General features: G+C 46.9%; 21 protein-coding genes. 9 read left to right on the top strand and 12 right to left on the bottom strand.

The window, feature by feature from the left end:
- Positions 1-75: 75 nt before the first annotated feature.
- Genes pgeF through ACFO4L_RS17210 form a run of 3 tightly spaced genes read right to left on the bottom strand, consistent with a single transcriptional unit; the run spans position 76 to position 2,409 of the window.
- Entirely contained in the window at positions 76-888 is an 813-nt protein-coding gene (gene pgeF, locus ACFO4L_RS17220; protein ID WP_377910901.1) for a peptidoglycan editing factor PgeF, read from the bottom strand.
- Entirely contained in the window at positions 885-1,106 is a 222-nt protein-coding gene (locus ACFO4L_RS17215; RefSeq protein WP_377910900.1) for a hypothetical protein, read from the bottom strand. The genes pgeF and ACFO4L_RS17215 overlap by 4 nt, the downstream gene beginning before the upstream one ends.
- 52 nt (positions 1,107-1,158) lie before the next feature.
- Positions 1,159-2,409 (bottom strand): MFS transporter, encoded by a 1,251-nt coding sequence (locus ACFO4L_RS17210; RefSeq protein WP_377910899.1) that lies wholly within the window; start codon positions 2,407-2,409, stop codon positions 1,159-1,161.
- A gap of 119 nt (positions 2,410-2,528) precedes the next feature.
- Here ACFO4L_RS17210 and ACFO4L_RS17205 point away from each other — a divergent pair, with 119 nt between their 5' ends.
- Together ACFO4L_RS17205 and ACFO4L_RS17200 are read left to right on the top strand one after the other, a co-directional pair.
- A complete protein-coding gene (locus ACFO4L_RS17205) occupies positions 2,529-2,852 on the top strand; it encodes a hypothetical protein (RefSeq protein ID WP_377910898.1) in 324 nt (107 codons plus the stop codon).
- 11 nt (positions 2,853-2,863) lie between these two features.
- Positions 2,864-3,844: an aldo/keto reductase gene (locus tag ACFO4L_RS17200; RefSeq protein ID WP_377910897.1), complete on the top strand. Its 981-nt coding sequence runs from the start codon at positions 2,864-2,866 to the stop codon at positions 3,842-3,844.
- A gap of 124 nt (positions 3,845-3,968) precedes the next feature.
- On the opposite strand, the gene ACFO4L_RS17195 is transcribed toward ACFO4L_RS17200, so the two are convergent.
- Together ACFO4L_RS17195 and ACFO4L_RS17190 are read right to left on the bottom strand one after the other, a co-directional pair.
- Entirely contained in the window at positions 3,969-5,660 is a 1,692-nt protein-coding gene (locus tag ACFO4L_RS17195; protein WP_377910896.1) for a M3 family oligoendopeptidase, read from the bottom strand.
- Between the two features lie 121 nt (positions 5,661-5,781).
- The gene (locus ACFO4L_RS17190; protein ID WP_377910895.1) at positions 5,782-7,122 is read right to left on the bottom strand and encodes a peptidoglycan-binding protein; all 1,341 of its coding nucleotides are present in this window, start codon (positions 7,120-7,122) and stop codon (positions 5,782-5,784) included.
- Positions 7,123-7,510: 388 nt separating this feature from the next.
- On the opposite strand from ACFO4L_RS17190, the gene ACFO4L_RS17185 reads away from it, so the two are divergent.
- A complete protein-coding gene (locus tag ACFO4L_RS17185; protein ID WP_377910894.1) occupies positions 7,511-7,693 on the top strand; it encodes a hypothetical protein in 183 nt (60 codons plus the stop codon).
- 42 nt (positions 7,694-7,735) lie between these two features.
- The gene (map, locus tag ACFO4L_RS17180; protein ID WP_377910893.1) at positions 7,736-8,506 is read left to right on the top strand and encodes a type I methionyl aminopeptidase; all 771 of its coding nucleotides are present in this window, start codon (positions 7,736-7,738) and stop codon (positions 8,504-8,506) included.
- Between the two features lie 209 nt (positions 8,507-8,715).
- Here the strand turns inward: map and ACFO4L_RS17175 are convergent, their stop codons facing one another.
- Positions 8,716-8,841, bottom strand: coding sequence for a hypothetical protein (locus tag ACFO4L_RS17175; RefSeq protein WP_377910892.1), 126 nt, complete (start codon positions 8,839-8,841; stop codon positions 8,716-8,718).
- Positions 8,842-8,940: 99 nt separating this feature from the next.
- Between ACFO4L_RS17175 and ACFO4L_RS17170 the strand changes: the two genes are divergently transcribed.
- Genes ACFO4L_RS17170 through ACFO4L_RS17160 form a run of 3 tightly spaced genes read left to right on the top strand, consistent with a single transcriptional unit; the run spans position 8,941 to position 10,993 of the window.
- Complete coding sequence (locus tag ACFO4L_RS17170; RefSeq protein ID WP_377910891.1) at positions 8,941-9,783, top strand: STAS domain-containing protein; 843 nt, start codon at positions 8,941-8,943, stop codon at positions 9,781-9,783.
- Between the two features lie 17 nt (positions 9,784-9,800).
- The gene (locus tag ACFO4L_RS17165; protein WP_377910890.1) at positions 9,801-10,649 is read left to right on the top strand and encodes a GNAT family N-acetyltransferase; all 849 of its coding nucleotides are present in this window, start codon (positions 9,801-9,803) and stop codon (positions 10,647-10,649) included.
- A gap of 23 nt (positions 10,650-10,672) precedes the next feature.
- Complete coding sequence (locus ACFO4L_RS17160) at positions 10,673-10,993, top strand: hypothetical protein (protein WP_377910889.1); 321 nt, start codon at positions 10,673-10,675, stop codon at positions 10,991-10,993.
- A gap of 693 nt (positions 10,994-11,686) precedes the next feature.
- Here ACFO4L_RS17160 and ACFO4L_RS17155 read toward each other — a convergent pair.
- Entirely contained in the window at positions 11,687-12,007 is a 321-nt protein-coding gene (locus tag ACFO4L_RS17155; protein ID WP_377910888.1) for a phasin family protein, read from the bottom strand.
- Between the two features lie 14 nt (positions 12,008-12,021).
- A complete protein-coding gene (locus ACFO4L_RS17150; protein WP_377910887.1) occupies positions 12,022-13,668 on the bottom strand; it encodes an ABC1 kinase family protein in 1,647 nt (548 codons plus the stop codon).
- A 173-nt stretch (positions 13,669-13,841) separates the two neighbouring features.
- Here ACFO4L_RS17150 and ACFO4L_RS17145 point away from each other — a divergent pair, with 173 nt between their 5' ends.
- Positions 13,842-14,852, top strand: a complete 1,011-nt coding sequence (locus ACFO4L_RS17145; RefSeq protein WP_377910886.1) for a carbohydrate kinase — start codon at positions 13,842-13,844, stop codon at positions 14,850-14,852.
- 56 nt (positions 14,853-14,908) lie between these two features.
- Positions 14,909-15,826 carry a pseudouridine-5'-phosphate glycosidase gene (locus ACFO4L_RS17140; protein WP_377910885.1) on the top strand — a complete coding sequence of 306 codons (918 nt, stop codon included), beginning with the start codon at positions 14,909-14,911 and terminating at the stop codon, positions 15,824-15,826.
- A 153-nt stretch (positions 15,827-15,979) separates the two neighbouring features.
- Here the strand turns inward: ACFO4L_RS17140 and treP are convergent, their stop codons facing one another.
- From treP to ACFO4L_RS17120, 4 genes are all read right to left on the bottom strand, one after another.
- Entirely contained in the window at positions 15,980-17,401 is a 1,422-nt protein-coding gene (gene treP, locus ACFO4L_RS17135; protein WP_377910884.1) for a PTS system trehalose-specific EIIBC component, read from the bottom strand.
- 156 nt (positions 17,402-17,557) lie between these two features.
- The gene (locus ACFO4L_RS17130; RefSeq protein ID WP_377910883.1) at positions 17,558-18,580 is read right to left on the bottom strand and encodes an ABC transporter permease subunit; all 1,023 of its coding nucleotides are present in this window, start codon (positions 18,578-18,580) and stop codon (positions 17,558-17,560) included.
- Positions 18,570-19,442: an ABC transporter ATP-binding protein gene (locus tag ACFO4L_RS17125; protein WP_377910882.1), complete on the bottom strand. Its 873-nt coding sequence runs from the start codon at positions 19,440-19,442 to the stop codon at positions 18,570-18,572. Before ACFO4L_RS17125 ends, ACFO4L_RS17130 begins: the two co-directional genes overlap by 11 nt.
- Complete coding sequence (locus ACFO4L_RS17120) at positions 19,439-19,819, bottom strand: GntR family transcriptional regulator (protein ID WP_377910881.1); 381 nt, start codon at positions 19,817-19,819, stop codon at positions 19,439-19,441. The genes ACFO4L_RS17125 and ACFO4L_RS17120 overlap by 4 nt, the downstream gene beginning before the upstream one ends.
- Positions 19,820-19,824 lie beyond the last annotated feature (5 nt).

The following is a 19,824-nucleotide window of genomic DNA, read 5'->3' as shown; positions in this document are numbered from 1 at the left end:
TTATGGACAACGTTATTCTGTATATTATTCATTTAATTGAATTCAGTTAGGCGCGAGCGGCAGAAGCACCGGCGGTCAGCGGGTGAATCCAATAAAGGAATGCATGCGCCCAGTTTTACCATTATCTCTTCTGTGTGAAAAGAAAAGCTTTTCTGAGCAGGAGGTGCAGTAAGATGAAACGTGAATGTTTTCAGGAGGAATGCCTTCCTGAATCAGCAAAAGCCGGTTGGCTTCTTTTAAGTGCAGCTGATACGTGCCGTCTTCATTTTTTGTATACGGCTCAAAATCAGCCAGTACTTTGTGAAGCTCGTCAATGACCCGTTGGTCGACCTGATAGCAGCAGGAGCCGATGGAAGGTCCGACAGCAGCATAAATTTCTCCAGCCGGAACGTTTTCAAACTCTGTCCAGAGACGCACCATTTTTCCTCCTATGTTGCGCACCGTTCCCTTCCAGCCAGCATGCGCCGTGCCTGCAAGCTTATTGCCTTCGTGAATAAAATAAAGCGGAACACAGTCCGCGAACCCAAGTGAAAGCATGACGCCGGTTTCATCTGTATAAAAGCCGTCGGTTCGCTTAATTGTGTCGTTATAATCAAGAGAACCGCTTCCGGCTAATGCCCGGGGCACTTTCACAATTTGGTCTTCGTGGGTTTGATCAGCAAAGACCCACTGTTCGAGCGACGTGTGAGCTTCTGAAGCAGTTTGATGCCGATTGGCAACCACTTGTTGTTTGTCGTCATGTGTATGCAGTCCAAGATTGTTAGACGTGTAGTTTCCAGTGCTTACACCGCCCTGACGGGTGGTGAAGCCTGCTGTGAGATTGGGAATGTGCTGCATCCAACGGTCAAGCAGCAGTTGGTTCCCGTGTTGTACAAACGGTTCTGTCATTCGCTGCGGTCTCCTTTTGAAGCGGTTTTTGAGTCGTGCTCTTCCTTCGTTTCGTACATATCATATACAGGAAGACTCTCTGCCTGTTTTTCTTTTTTACGATTTGCTTTCTTAAAACGGTAGACGCTGAAAGAAGCAGCAATAAATACGAGCGTCATCACGAGATAGGCATATCCCATACCCGGGTCATCAGGACTGGGCACTGTAAAAATATCCATGCTGTTCATCCTTTCTAAAATAGCCTGCACAGTAAAGTATAGCAGATTTAGCTTATGTCTTCGCTATTCCGGTATCAGGTTTAACCGGTGGCGGGGAAAGCAGGCACGCGGCTGTACCAATGGCAGGAAAAAGCAGCATAATCAGCAGTATTTCAGTATAGCCACCAAACAGATCGAAGGCAATACCGAACGGGAGCGGTCCGAATGCCGAGCCTGCAACTGTAACCGTGGTGGCAATACTCTTAATACTGCCTAGATGTGTTTTACCGAAATATTCTGGATAGACCATGGAAATACAAATTCGCTCCAGGCCGCCGACAAATCCCCAGATCAGGCCAAAGACAACAGCCATGTAAAAAGAACCGGTCATCAGCAGTACAGCGATGAAAATAAATTGGCCGATGAAAACAAATGCGAACACATAGCGCACGCTGACGCGCTCTAATATTAATCCTGCAGCAAGCTTTACAGGAAATCCGACAGCAGCCATCAGACTGAGTATGAAGGCTGCTGTTCCAATTCCGAGATCTGCTTCACCGGCAATGGATACAAGATGAAATGTTAGCCCGGTATTGAGCATTGATGGAATCCCGGTACACAGGAGAAGGAGCCAAAATTGTCTCGTGCGGGCAGCCTCCTTCAATGTCCAGGAAACTTCTTTAGCCTGGCTGCCGCTCCCGATTCCGTCAGGATCAGCACCATCAGGCTTTAAACCTAGCTGCGCCGGCTTGTCCTTCATCAGAAAGAAGGCAGCTGGTACGAAAATAACCAGAATGGAAACGCCCAGCACCTGCCAGGCTGTCTGCCAGCCGAATGATGTAATGAGCCACGCATTCAGCGGAGGGAACACAACAGAGCCTGCAAAGCCGCCAATCATCATCAGACTGAAGGCTCTGCCTCGTTTGGCAGCAAACCACTGGGGTATAAGAGTATTGGGAACAAGTGTCATCGAACCTTGACCGAGCAGCCGGATCAAAAAGAAACCGACAAAGAGCATCCATGGTGATACAACAAAGCTGTTCCAGATGCAGGCGGCTGCCAGCAGAATGCTGACCGTTAAAGAGACAGCACGATGGCCGTAGCGGTCGATAGACGTACCGGCTATAAAAAGCAGAAATCCTGCTGCAAGCGTCGCTCCTGAATAAATACCTGATACAAGAGATCGTTCCCAGGCAAAATCTGTTATGTAGGAATCGATAAAGACTGAGTTGGAGTATGTCTGTCCAGGACCGGAAAAAAACAGACTCAGGCCCCCGACCAGAACGATATACCAGCCGTAAAAAAAAGTAGGTTTGGACTGCATCAAAAAACTCCCCTGATGTATTTCGGTACACTGAATAGTTTATCAGATGATAATTATTCTGTTGGTAATTTTACATAAACAGCGGTACGATGAAGGAAGAATGAGGAGGTGATCCGACCATGGAGCCGCTCGCAAGCCACCCGTACTACAAAGTGGAACGGGAAGTAACCTCTATTGATCAGCAGAATGTTGAGTATGAGCGGGTTATGCATTTGTACGAAGATAAGCTGGTTACACACCGCAGGGAATTCCCGGCTGAAATTATTTTTGATATGTCGTTCAGAGAGCTCGGAGAATCGGAAGCACTGCTGTACGTTCATACTAGCAGAGGCGTATTTTCTTACCAGGTAAAACAGGATCCAACCAACTTTATTGAAGCATTTAAACAGCTGGAAAAACGAATTTTGGAAAGAGAAGCAAAAAAATACGACCATTTAAAGTAGGGGATGATGGCATGCATTTTCGAAAGCTTGGGAAAACAGGTCTGGAAATAAGCGAGATTGGTTTCGGGACCTGGGCAGCAGGAGGTTCGTGGGGAAAAACAGACGACACAGAGGCTCTCAGGGGCCTGGAAGTAGCCGCAGACGAAGGCGTCAATTTCTTTGATACAGCGGATGTCTATGGAGATGGTCATGCAGAAGAACTGTTGAAAAGAGCCTTCTCAGACCGTTCTGATATCTATATAGCCAGTAAATTTTGTCGCGCTGGTGACATCCACGATCCGGCTTCTTATACAGAGGAGAGCGTCCGAGGCTGGCTGGAAGGGACGCTGAGACGACTGGGTAGAGATACATTGGACCTCTATCAGATTCACTGTCCGCCTCCGGAAATCATAAAAGAAGGCAGTGTCTTCGGTGTTCTTGACAAGCTGAAACAAGAGGGCTTGATAAAAAGTTACGGAGTCAGTGTGGAAACAGTGGAAGAAGGAGTTGCCAGCATGCAGCACGACGGGGTAGATGTGCTGCAGGTAATATTTAATATATTTCGCCAAAAGCCCGTGCAGCGTTTGTTCCCAGAGACACAGCAGAAACAAGTTGGAATTTTAGCGCGAGTGCCGCTTGCAAGCGGTCTGCTTACAGGTAAGTTCAGTCAAGGGCATCAGTTTGAAGCAGACGACCATCGCTCCTTCAACGCAGACGGTCAAGCTTTTAATGTCGGTGAAACGTTCGCTGGCATCCCGTTTGAAACCGGCGTGGAGCTGAGCAGGCGGCTGGAGTGGATTGCAGAAGGACGACACAGCATGAGCAGAGCAGCCTTGCGATGGGTGCTGGAGCATGAGGCAGTGTCTTCTGTTATTCCAGGCTTTAAGAATGAACAGCAGGCGATGGAGAATATCATGGCAGCCAGTGTAAAAGGCTTTACAGAAGAGGAAATGCAGCGGCTGCAGGCGTTTTATGAACAGGAAGTACATGATCTTATCCGCGGCGTTTATTAAATTAAACGAACAGAACGATCGAATTAAAAGGGAGGAGGCGCCACTAAATGCGCCTCCTCTATTTATTTGTAAAGATTAGGAAGGTCGCTCCTCGCCAGTGAAAAAGAGCGTTTATTGGAGCACGTTACCTTTCTAAAGCTTCCAGCTGCTGCTCGATAAAATTAGCCAGTTCCTTTACCATCTCATCAGAAAAATCAAAGGCAATCCCGGCTTCTTCATATACCTCGGGGAGCGGCTTTGAGCTTCCGAGCTGAAGCGCTCTGTTGAAAGCCTCCAACGCCTGAACAGGATCTTGTTGATAGTTTCGGTACAATTGAAGAGCACCCAGCTGTGCGATTACATATTCAATGAAATAAAAAGGCACTTCATAAATGTGAAGAATTCTCATCCACGATAGTTCCTGCGCGTGCTCAATTCCAGACCAGTCAGCCGTTGAAGCGTCAAAGTTGATCTGCATACGCGTGAATGCTTTCAGACGTTCTTGTTCTGTGTGTTGCGGATTCTCATACATCCAATGCTGAAACTGGTCAACCACGGCCCCGACTGGAAGGAAGTTGATAATATCACGAAAGTGGTCGCGCTGCGCACGAATCAGGTCTTTAGGCTCTCCATAAAATTCAGACCAGTGATTCATCGTCAGCAGTTCCATGGACATGCTGGCGAGCTCAGCTGATTCCATTGGGGCAGATCGATATTCATGTATACGAAAGCCGGAAGAGCGGTCATTGTGCAGACAGTGGCCCATTTCATGAAGGATCGTGATCATATCGTCGTGAACAGACGCAGCGTTCATAAAAATAAACGAATCGCGGCTGACAGGAAGATAAGAGCAAAAGCCGCCTGGAGCTTTACCTTGGCGCGCATCTAAATCAAGCCGGTTATGCTCGTCCATCGATTCAAGCAGACTTCCATAAGATGAGTGGACACGATTTAAAACCGTTTTAGATTTTTCTGTTAATTCCAGTACGGTTGTAAAAGGTTTCAATTGCTCATGATTCGTGGGAGTACCTCGCAGATCCCAAGGACGATAGGTAGAAAGGCCGAGCTCTGACATATGCAGGCGCGCATATTTTTCTTTAAGCGGAACGATATGACGCTTAATCGAATCGGCGAGCTGTCTGCATTGTTCCGGAGTGTAGTCGAAGCGCTCGTATTTTTGAAACATGTAATCGCGATAATTTGCAAGCCCTGCGTTATCTGCCTTTTTCTGTCGAAGCTGGATAAGGCTGCTCATAATGGATTGCAGCTCTTTTTGCTCAGCTTCAAAGCAGGAGCTGATGAGACGAAATGCTTTTTCGCGAACATCCCTGTCACTTGATTCGAGTTTCGGAGAGAGCTCACTAAGCGATAGCGGTTTTCCTTCCCATTCTACATTCATCGATCCCGTAATTTCAAAATACCTCGTAGCAAGTGCATCTTCCTCGATCTCAAGCCGTGTGTTTGCTTCTGTATACAGCTGATCTTGGTTGTGAAGGCGTTTTACTAAATACGTGAGGGACGAGGAGGGGCGTTGAGCTGCAGCAGACCGAAGGAATTTTTTGTCAGCCTCCGACTGAAATGCTTTTCGAAGCGGTTCAATGTGCTGCTGGTCAAATTCCACCTGTGCTTTTTTCTGCTCGTCATCACTGAAGCATTGAAATTCAATGTAGTGGCCGGTAATGATTTCTTCAATTTCATCTAAAAGAGCCGATCTGCGCGCGAGCCAATCATTCCACTCGTCTTCAGTAGCAGGAGACTCATTCAAAAGAGCATCAAAGGATTGTTTTAAATTTTCGGTATCGCGAATATCAAATCGGTTTATGTAAAAATCGGTCATTTATATCCCTCCTATTTACCATTCAGTATATAGGAAGGAATCGGAAATGTCGAAATGTGCAATAGATGAACAACAACAGAAAAGAGCTCCGGCTGTATACCGGAGCTCAAAGTGATTTACATTAAGGAGTATCGACAACTGTTACATTGATTGTCTGGCGACCAAAGTTAATTGCTTCCTGATGGCTCTGCATGTACAGGTCAACTTTGTTGCCTGTGATAGCGCCGCCAGTGTCACCAGCGATAGCTGTTCCGTATCCTTCTACTTCTACAGTAGAACCAAGTGGAATCACGTTAGGGTCAACAGCGATTACTTTCTGGTCAGGGTTTGCATTCAGGTCGATACCTGTAGCGGTAACACCTGTGCATCCAGTGCAGTTTGCAGTATAAGCTGTAGCTTCTACTGTGAGCGTTTCACCTTCAGCTTCACCAGAGGAAGAACTTGTAGCTGCTGCTTCTTCAGCTGCTGCTTCTTCAGCTGCTGCTTCTTCAGCTGCTGCTTCTTCGGCTGCTGCTTCTTCAGCTGCTGCTTCTTCAGCTGCTGCTTCTTCAGCTGCTGCTTCTTCGGCTGCTGCTTCTTCAGCTGCTGCTTCTTCAGCTGCTGCTTCTTCAGCTGCTGCTTCTTCAGCTGCTGCTTCTTCGGCTGCTGCTTCTTCAGCTGCTGCTTCTTCAGCTGCTGCTTCTTCAGCTGCTGCCTCTTCGGCTGCTGCTTCTTCAGCTGCTGCTTCTTCGGCTGCTGCTTCTTCAGCTGCTGCCTCTTCGGCTGCTGCTTCTTCAGCTGCTGCTTCTTCGGCTGCTGCTTCTTCGGCTGCTGCTTCTTCGGCTGCTGCTTCTTCGGCTGCTGCTTCTTCGGCTGCTGCCTCTTCAGCTGCTGCCTCTTCTTCAGCCGCTTCAGCTACTGCTGATTCATCTGCGGCATTTTCCTGTGCCTGAGGTGCAGCATTGACAGCATCGTAAAGGGCGCTGATCGTCTCTGGAGTTGCTACTCCGGACTGCTCAAGACCGTATGCAGCTTGAAGCTCTTGTACAGCTTCTTCTGTAATTGGACCAAAGATACCATCGATATCAAAGTTATATTTTCCAAGATCATTCAGATCCTGCTGTAGTTCTTCTACAAGATAACCTGTGTCTCCATGAGACAGTTCGGAAAGGGCCTTAGCTGTCTGAACTCCTGCCAGACCATCTACCATCAGGTCGTATTCCTTTTGGAAGTCAGTTACGGCCGCTGCAGTGTCTGCAGTGTAAACGTCATTGCCTTCCTCAAGAAGTCCGCGTTCTGAAAGCAGTTCATTCAGCTCTTCAACGTGAACGCTCGTTTTACCTTCATATAGAAGCTCTTCACCCAACTCGCTTCCTTCATCTGCGCTTACGGCGTTACCGCCTGCAAAAAGAATAGCACCTGCTGCGACTGCCGAGAGACCAAGACGCTTGATGGACGTTAACGATTCATTCATTTTCTTCATATGTGAAGAAACCTCCTTCGTTGTTCTAGCTTTCATTCAACGAGGCTAATCGTATCAGCCAGGAAACAAGGAGGCAATAGGATTTCATGTTTCTTAATATACTGAAACGGGATTGTTATAGTCTGAAATATGGATGTTATAATTCATAGATTATCCCATAAATCGGTGGAGATGAAAAAGAGAGTGAACAAAAAGGGGGAAAAGCAGGGTGAGAGAAGAAGTAAAAGGCTGCTTCTTATAGGTATAACCGGAAATGAAGCGTGAAAAACATTCATCGGCTGAATCACCTGAAGCTCACAGTTCAGCGCGTCTTCATTTTCATTCTGTTATTATTATAGAGTGGAACTTGCCATGATGAAACCTCTATAGAGGAAGAAGGGATAAAAGTATGAGACCGATATGGGCCGGACTGCTGTACGTCATTTGTCTGGCGTCCGTTACAGCAGGACCTGCCGCTCGTTTCTACGGGGCCGGTTATGAATTTTATCTGATTAGTCTGCTTGGCGCAATTGGTGTATGGAAGATGGAGAACAGGCGCCGCCAAAGTGTTGAGCGCAATCAAGCAGACTGATATGATGAGAGAGGTTTAACAAGAAGAAAAGGATGTGTCGTCATGATTCAACGAAAGTCCCAGCGGGAAATTGAATTGATGAAGGAAGCAGGCGTTTTAGTTGCGAGCCTTCACCGTAAAATAGCAACGATGATCAAACCAGGTATCTCGACGCTGGAAATTGATGAATTTGTTGAAACAACACTACGTGCTCACGGTGCAAAGCCTGCCCAAAAAGGGTATCAGGGATATGAATTTGCCACATGTGCCTCGATCAATGATGAAATCTGCCACGGATTTCCGAGACGGACAAAGCTGAAACAGGGAGATATCGTGACGGTGGATTTCGTTGTTGATTTAAATGGAGGATTAGCGGATTCTGCCTGGACGTATGAAGTTGGTGAAGTGAGCGAGGAAGCTCAGCAGCTGAACCGCGTGACGAAAGAGGCACTATATAAAGGCATCGAACAAGCAAGGCACGGCAGCAGGATTGGAGATATCGGTGCTGCGATCCAGAGCTACATTGAACCTTATGGATATGGTATCGTCCGCGATTTTGCAGGCCATGGAATTGGCCCTACGATTCATGAAGAACCGAATATCCCCCATTATGGACAAGCAGGCAAAGGAACAAGGCTGAAAGAGGGAATGGTCATTACGATTGAACCGATGATCAATATTGGCAAATGGCAGTCGAAGATGGACAGCAATGGATGGACGGCGCGAACAAGAGATGGCTCTCTATCATCTCAGTACGAGCACACGCTGGTTATCCAGAAAGAAGCTCCGATCATTACAACCGACCAAGATCGGGAGGACTTGCTTGATTTATAGAAATTCCCGTATTCAGACAGGAAAAAAAGAAGCGCTGAAGAATAGTATCTTCTAGCGCTTCTTTTTTATTTTACCGCTGCGCATCATGTTAAATGGAAATGGCGGCTTTATTTGCAGTAAACGAAACAAATGACTTTCTTTCAACCTGCTGGTCTGCAGCAATGCCGAGCACCGTGGCGTTCAATGAACGATCAGCGCTGTGATTCCGTTTACCAGCCCACGTAATAAACTCCGCCTGCAAGTGCAGTAACGGTAAAGAAGGCAGCAATTAATTTCGGGAATTTCCGCTTTGGTTTCTTCGGTTCAAGCGGGGAGATGGGAATGTGTCCTAACATGAAAAGCCTCCGTCTGATTAAATTGTCTTTACAGTATACCAGTGATCAGATCGAACACATAGGGATTACCTGTTTTTTTAACGTGAAGGAGTGAGTGAATTGACATTTCAGGAAGAGATGAAGGAGATAGGCCAGGACATCGAAGCAAACAGCAGCACGATCGCAACAGATATTCAACGAGAATTTAAACGCAACTACGACGGTCACTTCACAAAAATATCCGAAGCAAATGTAGAAGAAGAGATTGCGGTACTCATTCAAATTTTTGCAGATGGACTTCAGCTCCATGATGCTGAGCAGGCGTTAGATCGGATTCACAGCTGGGGGGAGCGTTTTGGCAAGCGGGCAGCAGAAATCGAGCTTTCAGCGGAAAAAGCGATGCTCGTTGTACCCGTCATGCGTAAAGAGCTCTATCGATTTATCCGCAGCCGGTTTCAGGAAGAGCGGCACCAATTTACCGACTACTATACGCTGGCAGACCGATTAAATCCACTGATTGATGGCGCTATCTACTCATTTACGCGTGCATATACAACAACCAACGAGGCGGTATTTGAAAAAGCTCAGAAGGAAATCATGGAGCTGTCTGTACCGGTTGTACCGCTGACTGCAGATACGGCTATTCTTCCGGTAATCGGCACGATCGATACAAAACGAGCGGAAGAACTCATGAATCAGTCTCTCGAGCGAAGCAGGGAGCTTCAGCTTACTACGATGATTATCGATCTCTCAGGAGTGCATATGATAGATACGTATGTGGCACATAATTTATATCAGCTCCACGAGGCGCTGCGCATTACCGGCGTAACGGTTGTATTTTCAGGAATGCGGCCTGATATCGCTCAGACGATTGTAAGCCTGGGCATCCGTTTTGATGACTTGACGATTGTGAGCAGCCTGCAGCAGGCACTTCGGCAAGCCGGCTTAAAGCTGCAGGATTAATCAGGAGGGCGATAGACATGGAGTTCCACGAATATCAGTCACCTGCTGCTATTTTGCGTGACACAAGTGTTTTTTTAGAACGTCAGGAAGTGCTTCATAATTTGCCTCTTGGTCTGCTTCGGCAGCTGCAGTGGGAAGAAGAGCAGGGCAAGAAGCCAAGTGCGTTTTTAGCTGCAGGATTTTCGGGCAGCCGGCCGGAAGTCATACTGCTCCAGACGCCACCACGAAAAATGATCGTCTGCGGAACGTCAAGCGGGCTCAAGGAAGCAGCAGCCTGGCTGCATCATCGCAGCGTGGTATTGCCAGGCATTGTCGGGTGTATGGAGGCTGCAGATACGTTTGCTGGAGCATGGGAGTCAATCACGGGAACGAAGGCTGTTTTGACGAAGCAGCAGATCATTTACAATATTACCGGTCATGCGGCTATGCCCGACATACCCGGCAAGCTGACCTATGCCAGTGAGGACGATGCTGCACTGGTGATGGATTGGACGGAGACATTTGCGCTCGGTTCCTTAAGACAGGAGGATGTAAATACGTTAGAAGAAACAGTAATGAGGGAAATTCGCCGCAACCAGGTTTATTTCTGGCGGGATCCGGACTACACGCCTGTTTCAATGGCGAAAAAAGCCAGGGATTTAACAAATGGAGTCGTTGTAAACTATGTTTATACGCCGGAAGAATACGCAAGGCGGGGATATGCAGCTGCGTGTGTAGCAGCTTTAACCGAGAGACTGATGAGAGAGGGCTATGAATTTTGCAGCGTTAATACGGATGCCGATCACCAGGCTTCGAAGGCCTTGTATGAAAAGCTGGGTTACACAGAAGCAGGGATTTCACGAGAGTATGAATTTAAACAACAGTAAAGCGGGGAACAGGGGAGATAGCCATGAAGCGTCAAAAAGCCCGCATGCGTGAGCAGGTACAGTATGGCTGGAAGCAATTTGTGTTAAAAGAGGGAGTCACTCGGTTTTTTGTTTTCATTTCGCTTCTTTACATTCCGGTCAGCCTCCTCCTCATTTACCGGGGAGATCTGCAGTCTTTCCTTGCTCCCGAGGCGATGCTGAGGCACCTGTCTTCGATCCTGATTTTTTTTGCGGCAGGGATTTACTGGGGACTGATCTGGTACTGGATTTTAAAACAGGAGCAGAAGCAGACACGCGATGAGAAATCGTTGTCCAAAAAACAAAAGGACCGTTACAAAAAGTAAGTACGGTACAGTCGAACGAGGAAAACGGATTTCGATCGTTTGCAGAAGGCGAATTCGATTAAAACATGCTTATCATATAAAAACGAACCGGTGGTTATGTTTATAACCACCGGTTCCAGGCTGTTGATAAAGTCATTTCAGGTGAATGACTTTGCATCTGCCTGCATCTGCGGACCCTCGCTTTCCGGAGGGAACGGGCTCAGCTAACCGCTTCTTCCTTTCGTCAGAAGCGCTGGATCTTCGCCTCGTTCTGATCCTCTCGGAGTCGAGGTCCTCCGATTTAGCAGCTGGCTGTCCGGTTGAAACCCTGGTGATGATTCATACGAGCTTGCTTCATATAGAGGGAACCTTTCGTTAGGCAGCGCTTCGGTGTCGAATCGGGATGAACGTCAACGTATCCACCAAAAAAAGCCGCAGCGTCCAGCGATTGGAACGTTTTTCTCCATCAAACAAATTCATTTCCCCTTTGTGTCCGGCGGGGACGCCTGTGGAATTAGCGCAGCCTGAAGATCCTTTCTCAGAGGTTTATCCTGAGAAATAGCTGAAGGCAAGCCCACGGCAAGCTTCCGCCGGTAAACAGAGGGGAAAGTCAATCAATCGAATAAACATGTAAACAAATTGACTTTATCAACACTCTGAAACCGGTGGTTATGTTTATAACCACCGGTTCGTTTAGTTAACAATAGTGTGGACTTATTGGTCATTCTCTCGGCTCTCAAGTGCATCAATGCGCTTTTGCAATGCTTCCAGCTGGAGCCGGAGCGCTTCGTGATCCTCTTTTGTAACGAGATCGAAATCGTGAAGCATTTCTTTTACTTTTTGTTTAGAGCGGGAATTCCACTCTTCTTCGGTCGCTTCTCCCTTATGAAGCAGCTTTTGGTAAAGCTCATCTGCTTCAACGGGTGTCACCTTTCCTTTAGCCAGCAGCTCATCGATGTAGCGGTCCACCTTTTCTTTACTTGTAACCGCAGCACCAAGACCTAATAGAAAACCTGTTTTTAATAAGTTGCTCATGGCAATCCCTCCACTTAATCATTATTTTCACGAAAAGAAGACGTCCACCTGTAATGGCGGATCAAGGTCCAAATACCGCCGGCCGCTCCGGTGCCGGCAGCAGCTCCGGAAACGTACAGAAGCAGAAGCTGTTCCAGCCAGAGTGCTGTGTACACGGCTGGAAGACTGATCAGCAGCAGCAGGCCAAACCCGGAATAAAGCCATAAATACCGCTGATGGTCAAACGATCTGAGCTGCCTCCGTTCGGCAGACCTGCGTGCATAATTTGGTGCTTCCAGATACTCGTTGACGTTACGGGGAATAGATAGCATCGGCTTCAGCGAATCTTTTAACACTTGAGCCTGGATGCTTCCTTTACGCTCATCTGCTTCGTCGAGCCATTCCATGACGACTGGTTTACCGAGCTCTATGAAATCGATATCCGGATCGACAATCGTTATAACGCCAAGCCCGATAGAAGCGGCACGACCGAGGAAAGCAAATTCAGCTGGAAGCTGGATCGGCTGCTCTCTAACTATTTTCTGCAGGTCTTCGAAGATCTCCTCTACAATTTCCTGATCAAGCTCGGAAATATCTGATGACAAATACATATTAACGTAATTGCGGAGGACTGATTCAAGTTTTGACTTATTCGCATGAGGGAGCAGGAAGCCCAGCTGCTGCAGTTCATCAATGACGAGCTGATAATCATCGAGTACAAATCCTTGAATCATTCTGCGAATGCTTGCTGAATCCTGTTTATTAATATAACCGACCATTCCGAAGTCCAGGATGACGATCGTTCCGTCCTTCTGTACGAGTATGTTTCCCTGATGGGGGTCAGCATGAAACCTCCCCTGATCCAAAAGCTGATCAACGAAAAATTGAAAGAGCTTTCCAGCAGTGTCTTTGCGGTCAATTCCGTTTTCTTTTAGAAAAGCAAGGTCCGTTATTTTGTTCCCATCCATCCATTCCATCACGAGCACTCGATGAGTGCTGTATTCTTCATAAACCTGAGGAATGTAGTACGCGTCGCTCCCAGAGAAGCGGCGCTGAAAATTTTGCGCGTTCCGCATTTCTTTGTCGTAATCAAGCTCATCCCCGATGACTTGGACGACTTCTTTGTAAAGTGCGGACGTATCGATTTCCTTTCCAAACTTCGTGAATTTTTTCGTAATCCAGAGCACCAGCTTCAGTGCTTTGAAGTCTGTTTTAATAATGCGGTCAATATTGGCACGCTGCACTTTCACAGCGACCTCTCGTCCGTCCTTTAATTTTCCCTTAAACACCTCTCCAATAGAAGCAGAGGCGATGGAAGAATCGCTGATTTCCTGCAGGTAGTCACTGATCGGCCGTTTCCATTCTTTCTCAATAATTCCTTTTGAGATTTCGGGATCGACAGGCGGGACCTGATCAATTAAGTCAGCCAATTCTTTTAGAAATACATCCGGCATGATGTCTGCTCGAGTACTTAAAAATTGACCAACCTTGATCATCAGCCCTTCCAGATGGAGCGCTTTTATACGGTATTCTTTCGCTTGTTTTTGAACAAGCTTCTCCCATTTTTCCTGAGTTGAGGTATCCCAGGATGGATTTCGTTTATTAAACCAGTAAAGCTGCAGAATAAATTTAATGAACATGAGTACGATGACATAAATACGGTATAATGCGTTGTTTTTCACTGCAGCCCTCCTGACGGATATGTATAATCCTGCTCTTCAAAATGTGCTATCTCTACTATACCCGTCGAAGGATCATTTTATGTAGGGGAAATCATAATAAACATTTGACTAAATATAAACAAAAGTTTAAAATGGGTAAAGAGGAATATAACGGTACAGGAAGGGGGAGCCTGATGGATAAAAAGCAGCAGATTTTGGAGGCAGTCAAGCAAAATCCTTTTATTAGTCAGAAAGAACTCGCAGAAAAAACCGGTCTATCCCGTTCAGCAGCCGCCGGTTATATTTCAACACTTATCAAAGAAGGCATTCTTGCTGGTAAAGCATACATCGTAAATGAACCAGCTGGCGTTTTTTGCTTGGGAGGAGCGAACCTCGATCGCAAGCTGACGGCTGATGCGTTTCAGATGTATGATTCAAATCCTGTCACGAGCAGCGAAAGTCCGGGCGGTGTAGCACGCAACTTATGTGTGAATCTTAATCAGCTGGGTCAGCGTGCGTCGTTGATGACCGTAACCGGTGCAGATGCAGCAGCTGAAAAAGTGATAGCATCGCTGCCGGACAGCGGACATGTGGTGAAGCAGCTGCGAGGGGAGAGCACGGGCACGTATACGGTAGTATTGGATGGCCGGCATGAGATGCTGTTCGCGCTGGCAGATATGGACATTTATGATGCGTTTACTCCTGAAGTGCTGGAGGAGGAAAAGGGCAGATTAAAACATGCTCCTGTCCTGGTTGCAGATACTAATTTACCAAAACAGACGCTCTGCCGCCTGGCTCAGTGGAAGCGTCCAGAGCAGAAGCTGGTTCTTATACCCGTTTCTGCAGCTAAAATGGATCGCGTCCCTGATACGTTAAGCGGATATGACTTAATCGTATTAAACAGACTGGAGGCAGAGGCGCTGACTAAGGGTGGAGCAGAGAATCTCCTGGAGCTTGGTGTGAAAGAGGCCGTGATTACAGACGGACTTCGCCCCGTTCAGTATGTAACAGAAGAAGGTGTCGAACAGTTTCCGGTGCCTGCTTCGGAGCGGCTCGTTGATGTAACGGGCGCAGGAGATGCCTTTGCCTCTGTGCTGATTCAGGCACTTGCCAGGAAACAGCCGATAAGAGAGGTGCTTCCGCATGCCCTGCATATTGCAAAACAGGTGGTCGAATCCGAGGAAAGCAGCATCCGATCACGCTGATGCAGGCGCAAACAATAGAAGACACCGCTAAAATTGAATGAAAGCAGGGATATAACATGAATGAATGGATAAAGCTGTCACATGATGTACAGGAAGCATTAGACGCAGGCAAGCCCGTTGTAGCCTTGGAATCGACGATTATTACACATGGAATGCCATATCCAGAAAACATTGATACGGCCATGAGCGTAGAGCGAATTATCAGGGAAGAAGGGGCCGTTCCTGCCACGATTGCGATCATGCACGGGGAAATACGAGTCGGCTTATCAGAAGAAGAGCTGCGTGAACTTGCAGACGCAGAGGATGTTGAAAAGGTCAGCAGGCGGGATCTGCCTGTCGTGCTCGCAAAGCGTGCCTATGGTTCCACTACGGTTGCAGCTACGATGATCTGTGCAGAAATGGCTGGAATCGACGTTTTCGTCACTGGAGGCATTGGTGGCGTTCACCGCATGGGGGAAGCTACGATGGATATTTCTGCGGACTTGGAAGAGCTGGCTCAGACGAACGTGGCGGTAGTTTGTGCTGGAGCAAAATCAATACTTGATATTGGTTTAACAATGGAGTATCTGGAAACGAAAGGCGTACCGGTTATAGGATATCAGACCTCCCGTTTCCCGGCATTTTATTATGAGGACAGCGGCTATGACGTTTCAGCAGCAGTTTCAACTCCAGAAGAGGCAGCTCGTATTCTAAAGCAGAAAAAAGTAATGGACCTCGCTGGAGGAACGGTCATCGGAAATCCAGTGCCATCTGAATCTGCTCTTCATAAAGAATGGGTGGAAGAGCGAATTACTGAAGCACTCGCAGAAGCAGCACAGGATGGGATTAAAGGGAAAGAGACAACGCCTTACCTGCTGGATAAGCTGAAGGAGGTCAGCGACGGGAAAACGTTAACAGCAAATATTGCGCTCGTCGAAAACAATGCGAAAAATGGCGCGAAAATCGCTGTCGCTCTCGCTGCTTTGTCCAATTAAAGACACAGTTGGTTAAGCAGTACAGAGAAAAACGAAAACCAGCGGAAGTTATTCACAGTCAATTCACAGAGAACAAGAGGACCCCTCCAAATGGAGAGGTCCTCTTGTTCTCTAATCAATTAATCATTAGCCTTTGCAGGAGCAAAGACAGGTTTACTTAAACTGGCTTTTTGCAATTGTTCGTCCGTAAAGCAATGTGAGCGCAAATGGAACGACGATCGCAATGACCATACCGATGCTGAACTCGAGCCATGAACCTGCCTGAATCGAGAAGATACCAGGCACACCGCCGACCCCGACCGATTCCGCGAGTACTCGGTTAATCGAAATGTACGTTGCCGCAATAGAAGCACCGGCAATCGCACAGATGAATGGGAACTTAAAGCGGATGTTCACCCCGAACATCGCAGGCTCTGTCACACCAAGCCATGCGGAAAGCCCTGACGTACCGGCAAGACCTTTTACATTCTCATTGCGCGTAACGAAGAACATAGCGAATGCCGCAGCACCTTGAGCGATGTTGGACAGTGCCAGGATCGGCCATAGGAATGTTCCATCGCCTGTGCCGACAAGCTGCAGATCCACTGCAAGGAAAGCGTGGTGCATCCCTGTTACAACCATCGGGGCATAAAGAAGTCCGTACACGAAACCGCCGACAGCAGGTGCGAAATCAAACAACCATACAAAGCCATCCGTGATCGCATTACCTGCTGCAAACGTAATGGGACCGATAGCAATAAAGGTAACTAGTCCTGTTACGAGCAGTGCAACCGGAGCGACGACAAGCAGTTGAATGGCATCAGGTGTTTTACTGCGCAGCCACAGCTCCAGTTTAGCAAGGATAAAGGACGCAGCGAGTACAGGAAGCACTTGGCCCTGATAGCCTGTAGCCTCCACGTTCAATCCGAATACATTCCAGACGGGAACCTCTCCGGCCGTCTGGGCGTCCGCATATTCCCAGGCACTTAACAAGTTTGGATGGACAAGTATTAAACCGAGAACAATACCAAGCAGATCACTGCCTCCAAATCGTCTAACTGCAGACCAGCCGATTAAAGCAGGTAAGAACTGGAAGGCGGCGTGAGCAATGATAAAGATCATTTCAGCAAGATCAGCCCACTGCGGGTATACATCTACGACGGACTGACCATCAAAAAAGATATCTTCACCGGTAAGAATATTATTCAAACCGAGCAGAAGTCCGGCCGTAACAATGGCGGGAAGTATCGGAATGAAAATATCAGCGAGTGTTTTAATTGCACGCTGGAAGGGGTTCATCTTCTGCGCAGAAGCATCCTTTACCTCCGATTTTGATGATTCGCCTATGTCCGTCACCGACATCATATCGCGGTAAACCTGATCAACCGTTCCCTGGCCGATAATAACCTGGAATTGACCATTCGTGGAAAAGGAGCCTTTTACAATGTCGATGGCTTCCAATTTTTCCTCATCCACTAAGTCTTCATCTCTTAAAGCAAAGCGCAGTCTGGTGACACAGTGCGTAACTTTTTCGACGTTTTCTTCTCCGCCGATTGCTTCGAGTATGTCACGAACCTGCTGCTCATATTTTGCCATAGTATGACCCTCCTAAACCGTTTTCATAAAGCAGCAACTTGTATATACAACGTAACTGATTTCATTATAATTTGTATATACAAGCTTTGCAACCGTTTTACTTCTTTCAGCGAAAAAGAGAATGTTGCAGCAGTTTATAGACGAATGCTGGCAGAATTACATAGGTTTTCCACGAAAAGTAACGTTCATCGTGATCAGCCTTCTGACTGCAAGAAGAGCAAATAGCAAAAATGTGGTAAACCCAATCCAGTAAGCAATAATTCGTAAGGCATCAGCACTCCAAGGTGCAAGCGAAGCGACGAGACTACCGCCAAACAGAGAGGCGATCACGGTAAGAAACGTAAAAAAGACTGGATTAATTTGCTTGAAGATAAAAAACTCGCCGTTGTGTTCGACTTTGTTTCGAGTGTACAGCACTGCGCCTGCATACAGGAACAAAACAGTAAACAGCACGGCCAGGCTGATGCCGATCAACTCCCCCATTTGTCCAATCGTATAGTAAATCGGAGTTAAATAAACGATTGGTCTCGGCTGAGAGCCAAGTGAGAATAAATAAAAGTTATGGACGCGCATGAATTCCTGAGTCAAAGTCAGTAGAATCATTGGCAGAAAACCGGTAATAAGTGTAAGAACTGTCTGCGAAATCATTTCCCCTGTTACCGTGCCGATAAACAACGCAAAGGTAAAAAAGAAAATATATCCAAGCAGAGGAGCCCAAAATATTTCCAGGCTCGTCACCAGATGCAGTCCGTAGTCAAATTCTGAGGCAGAAATAATAAAGTAGGCGGGCAGAAAGTTAAGGATAAAAAACACGGTTATGATAGCTGTTCCAAGCAGCCACTTTGCTAAATAGAGCTGCCTGCGGCTGAATGGCAACGAAAAAGTGAAGTCGTTGCGCCGCGTATTTCGTTCAAGACCGACAAGCAGAACGGCAAAGAAGATAATGGCAAGCGCAATAAATATAGTAAACGTCCCCTGCGAAAATATTTGCTGAACGTCCCACGACTGTACTTCGTAAACGTACTCTTCAGCTTCACCAGCCTGCTCCGCCCGTTCGTTCCACGTTTCGATAGATAAAATCGCCTGAATTGGCATCTGTAAAATAAATAAGACGAACAGCGCCCAGATCAGCAGTTTGGACTGCTTGTAGTTTTGAAACCACAGTGCTTTATTCAGCAAGGCGGTCACCTCCAAGCTTAGCGACAAAATAATCCTCCAGCGACAATGGCAGCGTTTCAAATAAAACAGGGTTGCTCTTCTCCAGCTCCTTTGCAATGCTGCTGTCCGCTTTAAATAAAATAGTTAATACCCGGCCTGTTTCGTCGAGAATATATAAGTTATTCCGAATATGATCAGGAAGAGGAGACGATGGAACAAGCTGTGCCTTTCGATACTGACTGCTGAGATCGCCCAGCTTATAATGGCTGTCAACTTCACCTTCACGAATCATAATAATTTCATCTGCCATAAACTCCAGCTCATCCAGACGATGAGACGAAATAAGGACAGACAAGTCTTTCTCGGCCACTTCTTCCACTAATAACTGCAGCACCTGGCGTTTAACAATGACATCCAGTCCGTCAGTAGGTTCATCCAGCAATATATAAGAGGCCCCTGTAGCAAATGCGGCTATTAATTGAAACAAGGCTTTCATCCCTTTGGAATAGTTGCCGATCTTATTAATTTGCTCAAGTTGAAAGCGATCCATGAGCTCTTTCATATAATCTTCATCAAAGTGAGGGTATATGGTTTTATAGAGAAAAATCATTTCTTTAGTGGAATAGTTTTTCATCGCCTCGGTCGAATCCGGCACAAATATAATGTTCTCTTTTAGATGAGGATGGGTAAAAATACTTTGTTCGTTCATGAGCACATTGCCCGAAGTAGGATTCAAAATACCGGCCATGGTGCGAAGCAGGGTTGTTTTCCCGGCTCCGTTACGGCCGACAATGCCAATGATTGATCCACTCTCTATGGTGAAATCAATATCCTTTAAAATAGTACGATGATGAATAATTTTGGATACATGCTGAACGTTCATGACTCGACCTCCTCACTGGCTGTCTCCACCCAGTGGAGCAGTTCTGATTTCGCGATTCCGCAGCTGCGGCTTCGATGCACAAGCTCTTTCAGCTGCTTCTTAATTTCCATGCGCTCCGGTGCCTGCTGCAGCAGCGCTCTGTTCTCAGTTAAAAATGTACCTCTGCCGCGTTCGGTATAAATGATTCCCTGGCGTTCGAGCTCTTGATAAGCTTTACTGACCGTATTCGGGTTTACAAGAATGATTGACGACAGCTCTCTAATCGAGGGCAGTTTTTCCCCGGGTGCTAAAATACCTTGTATATATAAATCCTTGATTTGAAAAATAAGCTGCTCATAAAGGGGAGTGGGGCTTTTCGTATCAATACGATAAAACATAGGTG

This window comes from Bacillus daqingensis, assembly GCF_042654445.1.
Lineage (GTDB): Bacteria > Bacillota > Bacilli > Bacillales > Salisediminibacteriaceae > Alkalicoccus > Alkalicoccus luteus.
Note: the sequence above shows the minus strand (reverse complement) of the source record. Positions and strands in the feature narration are given on the sequence as shown.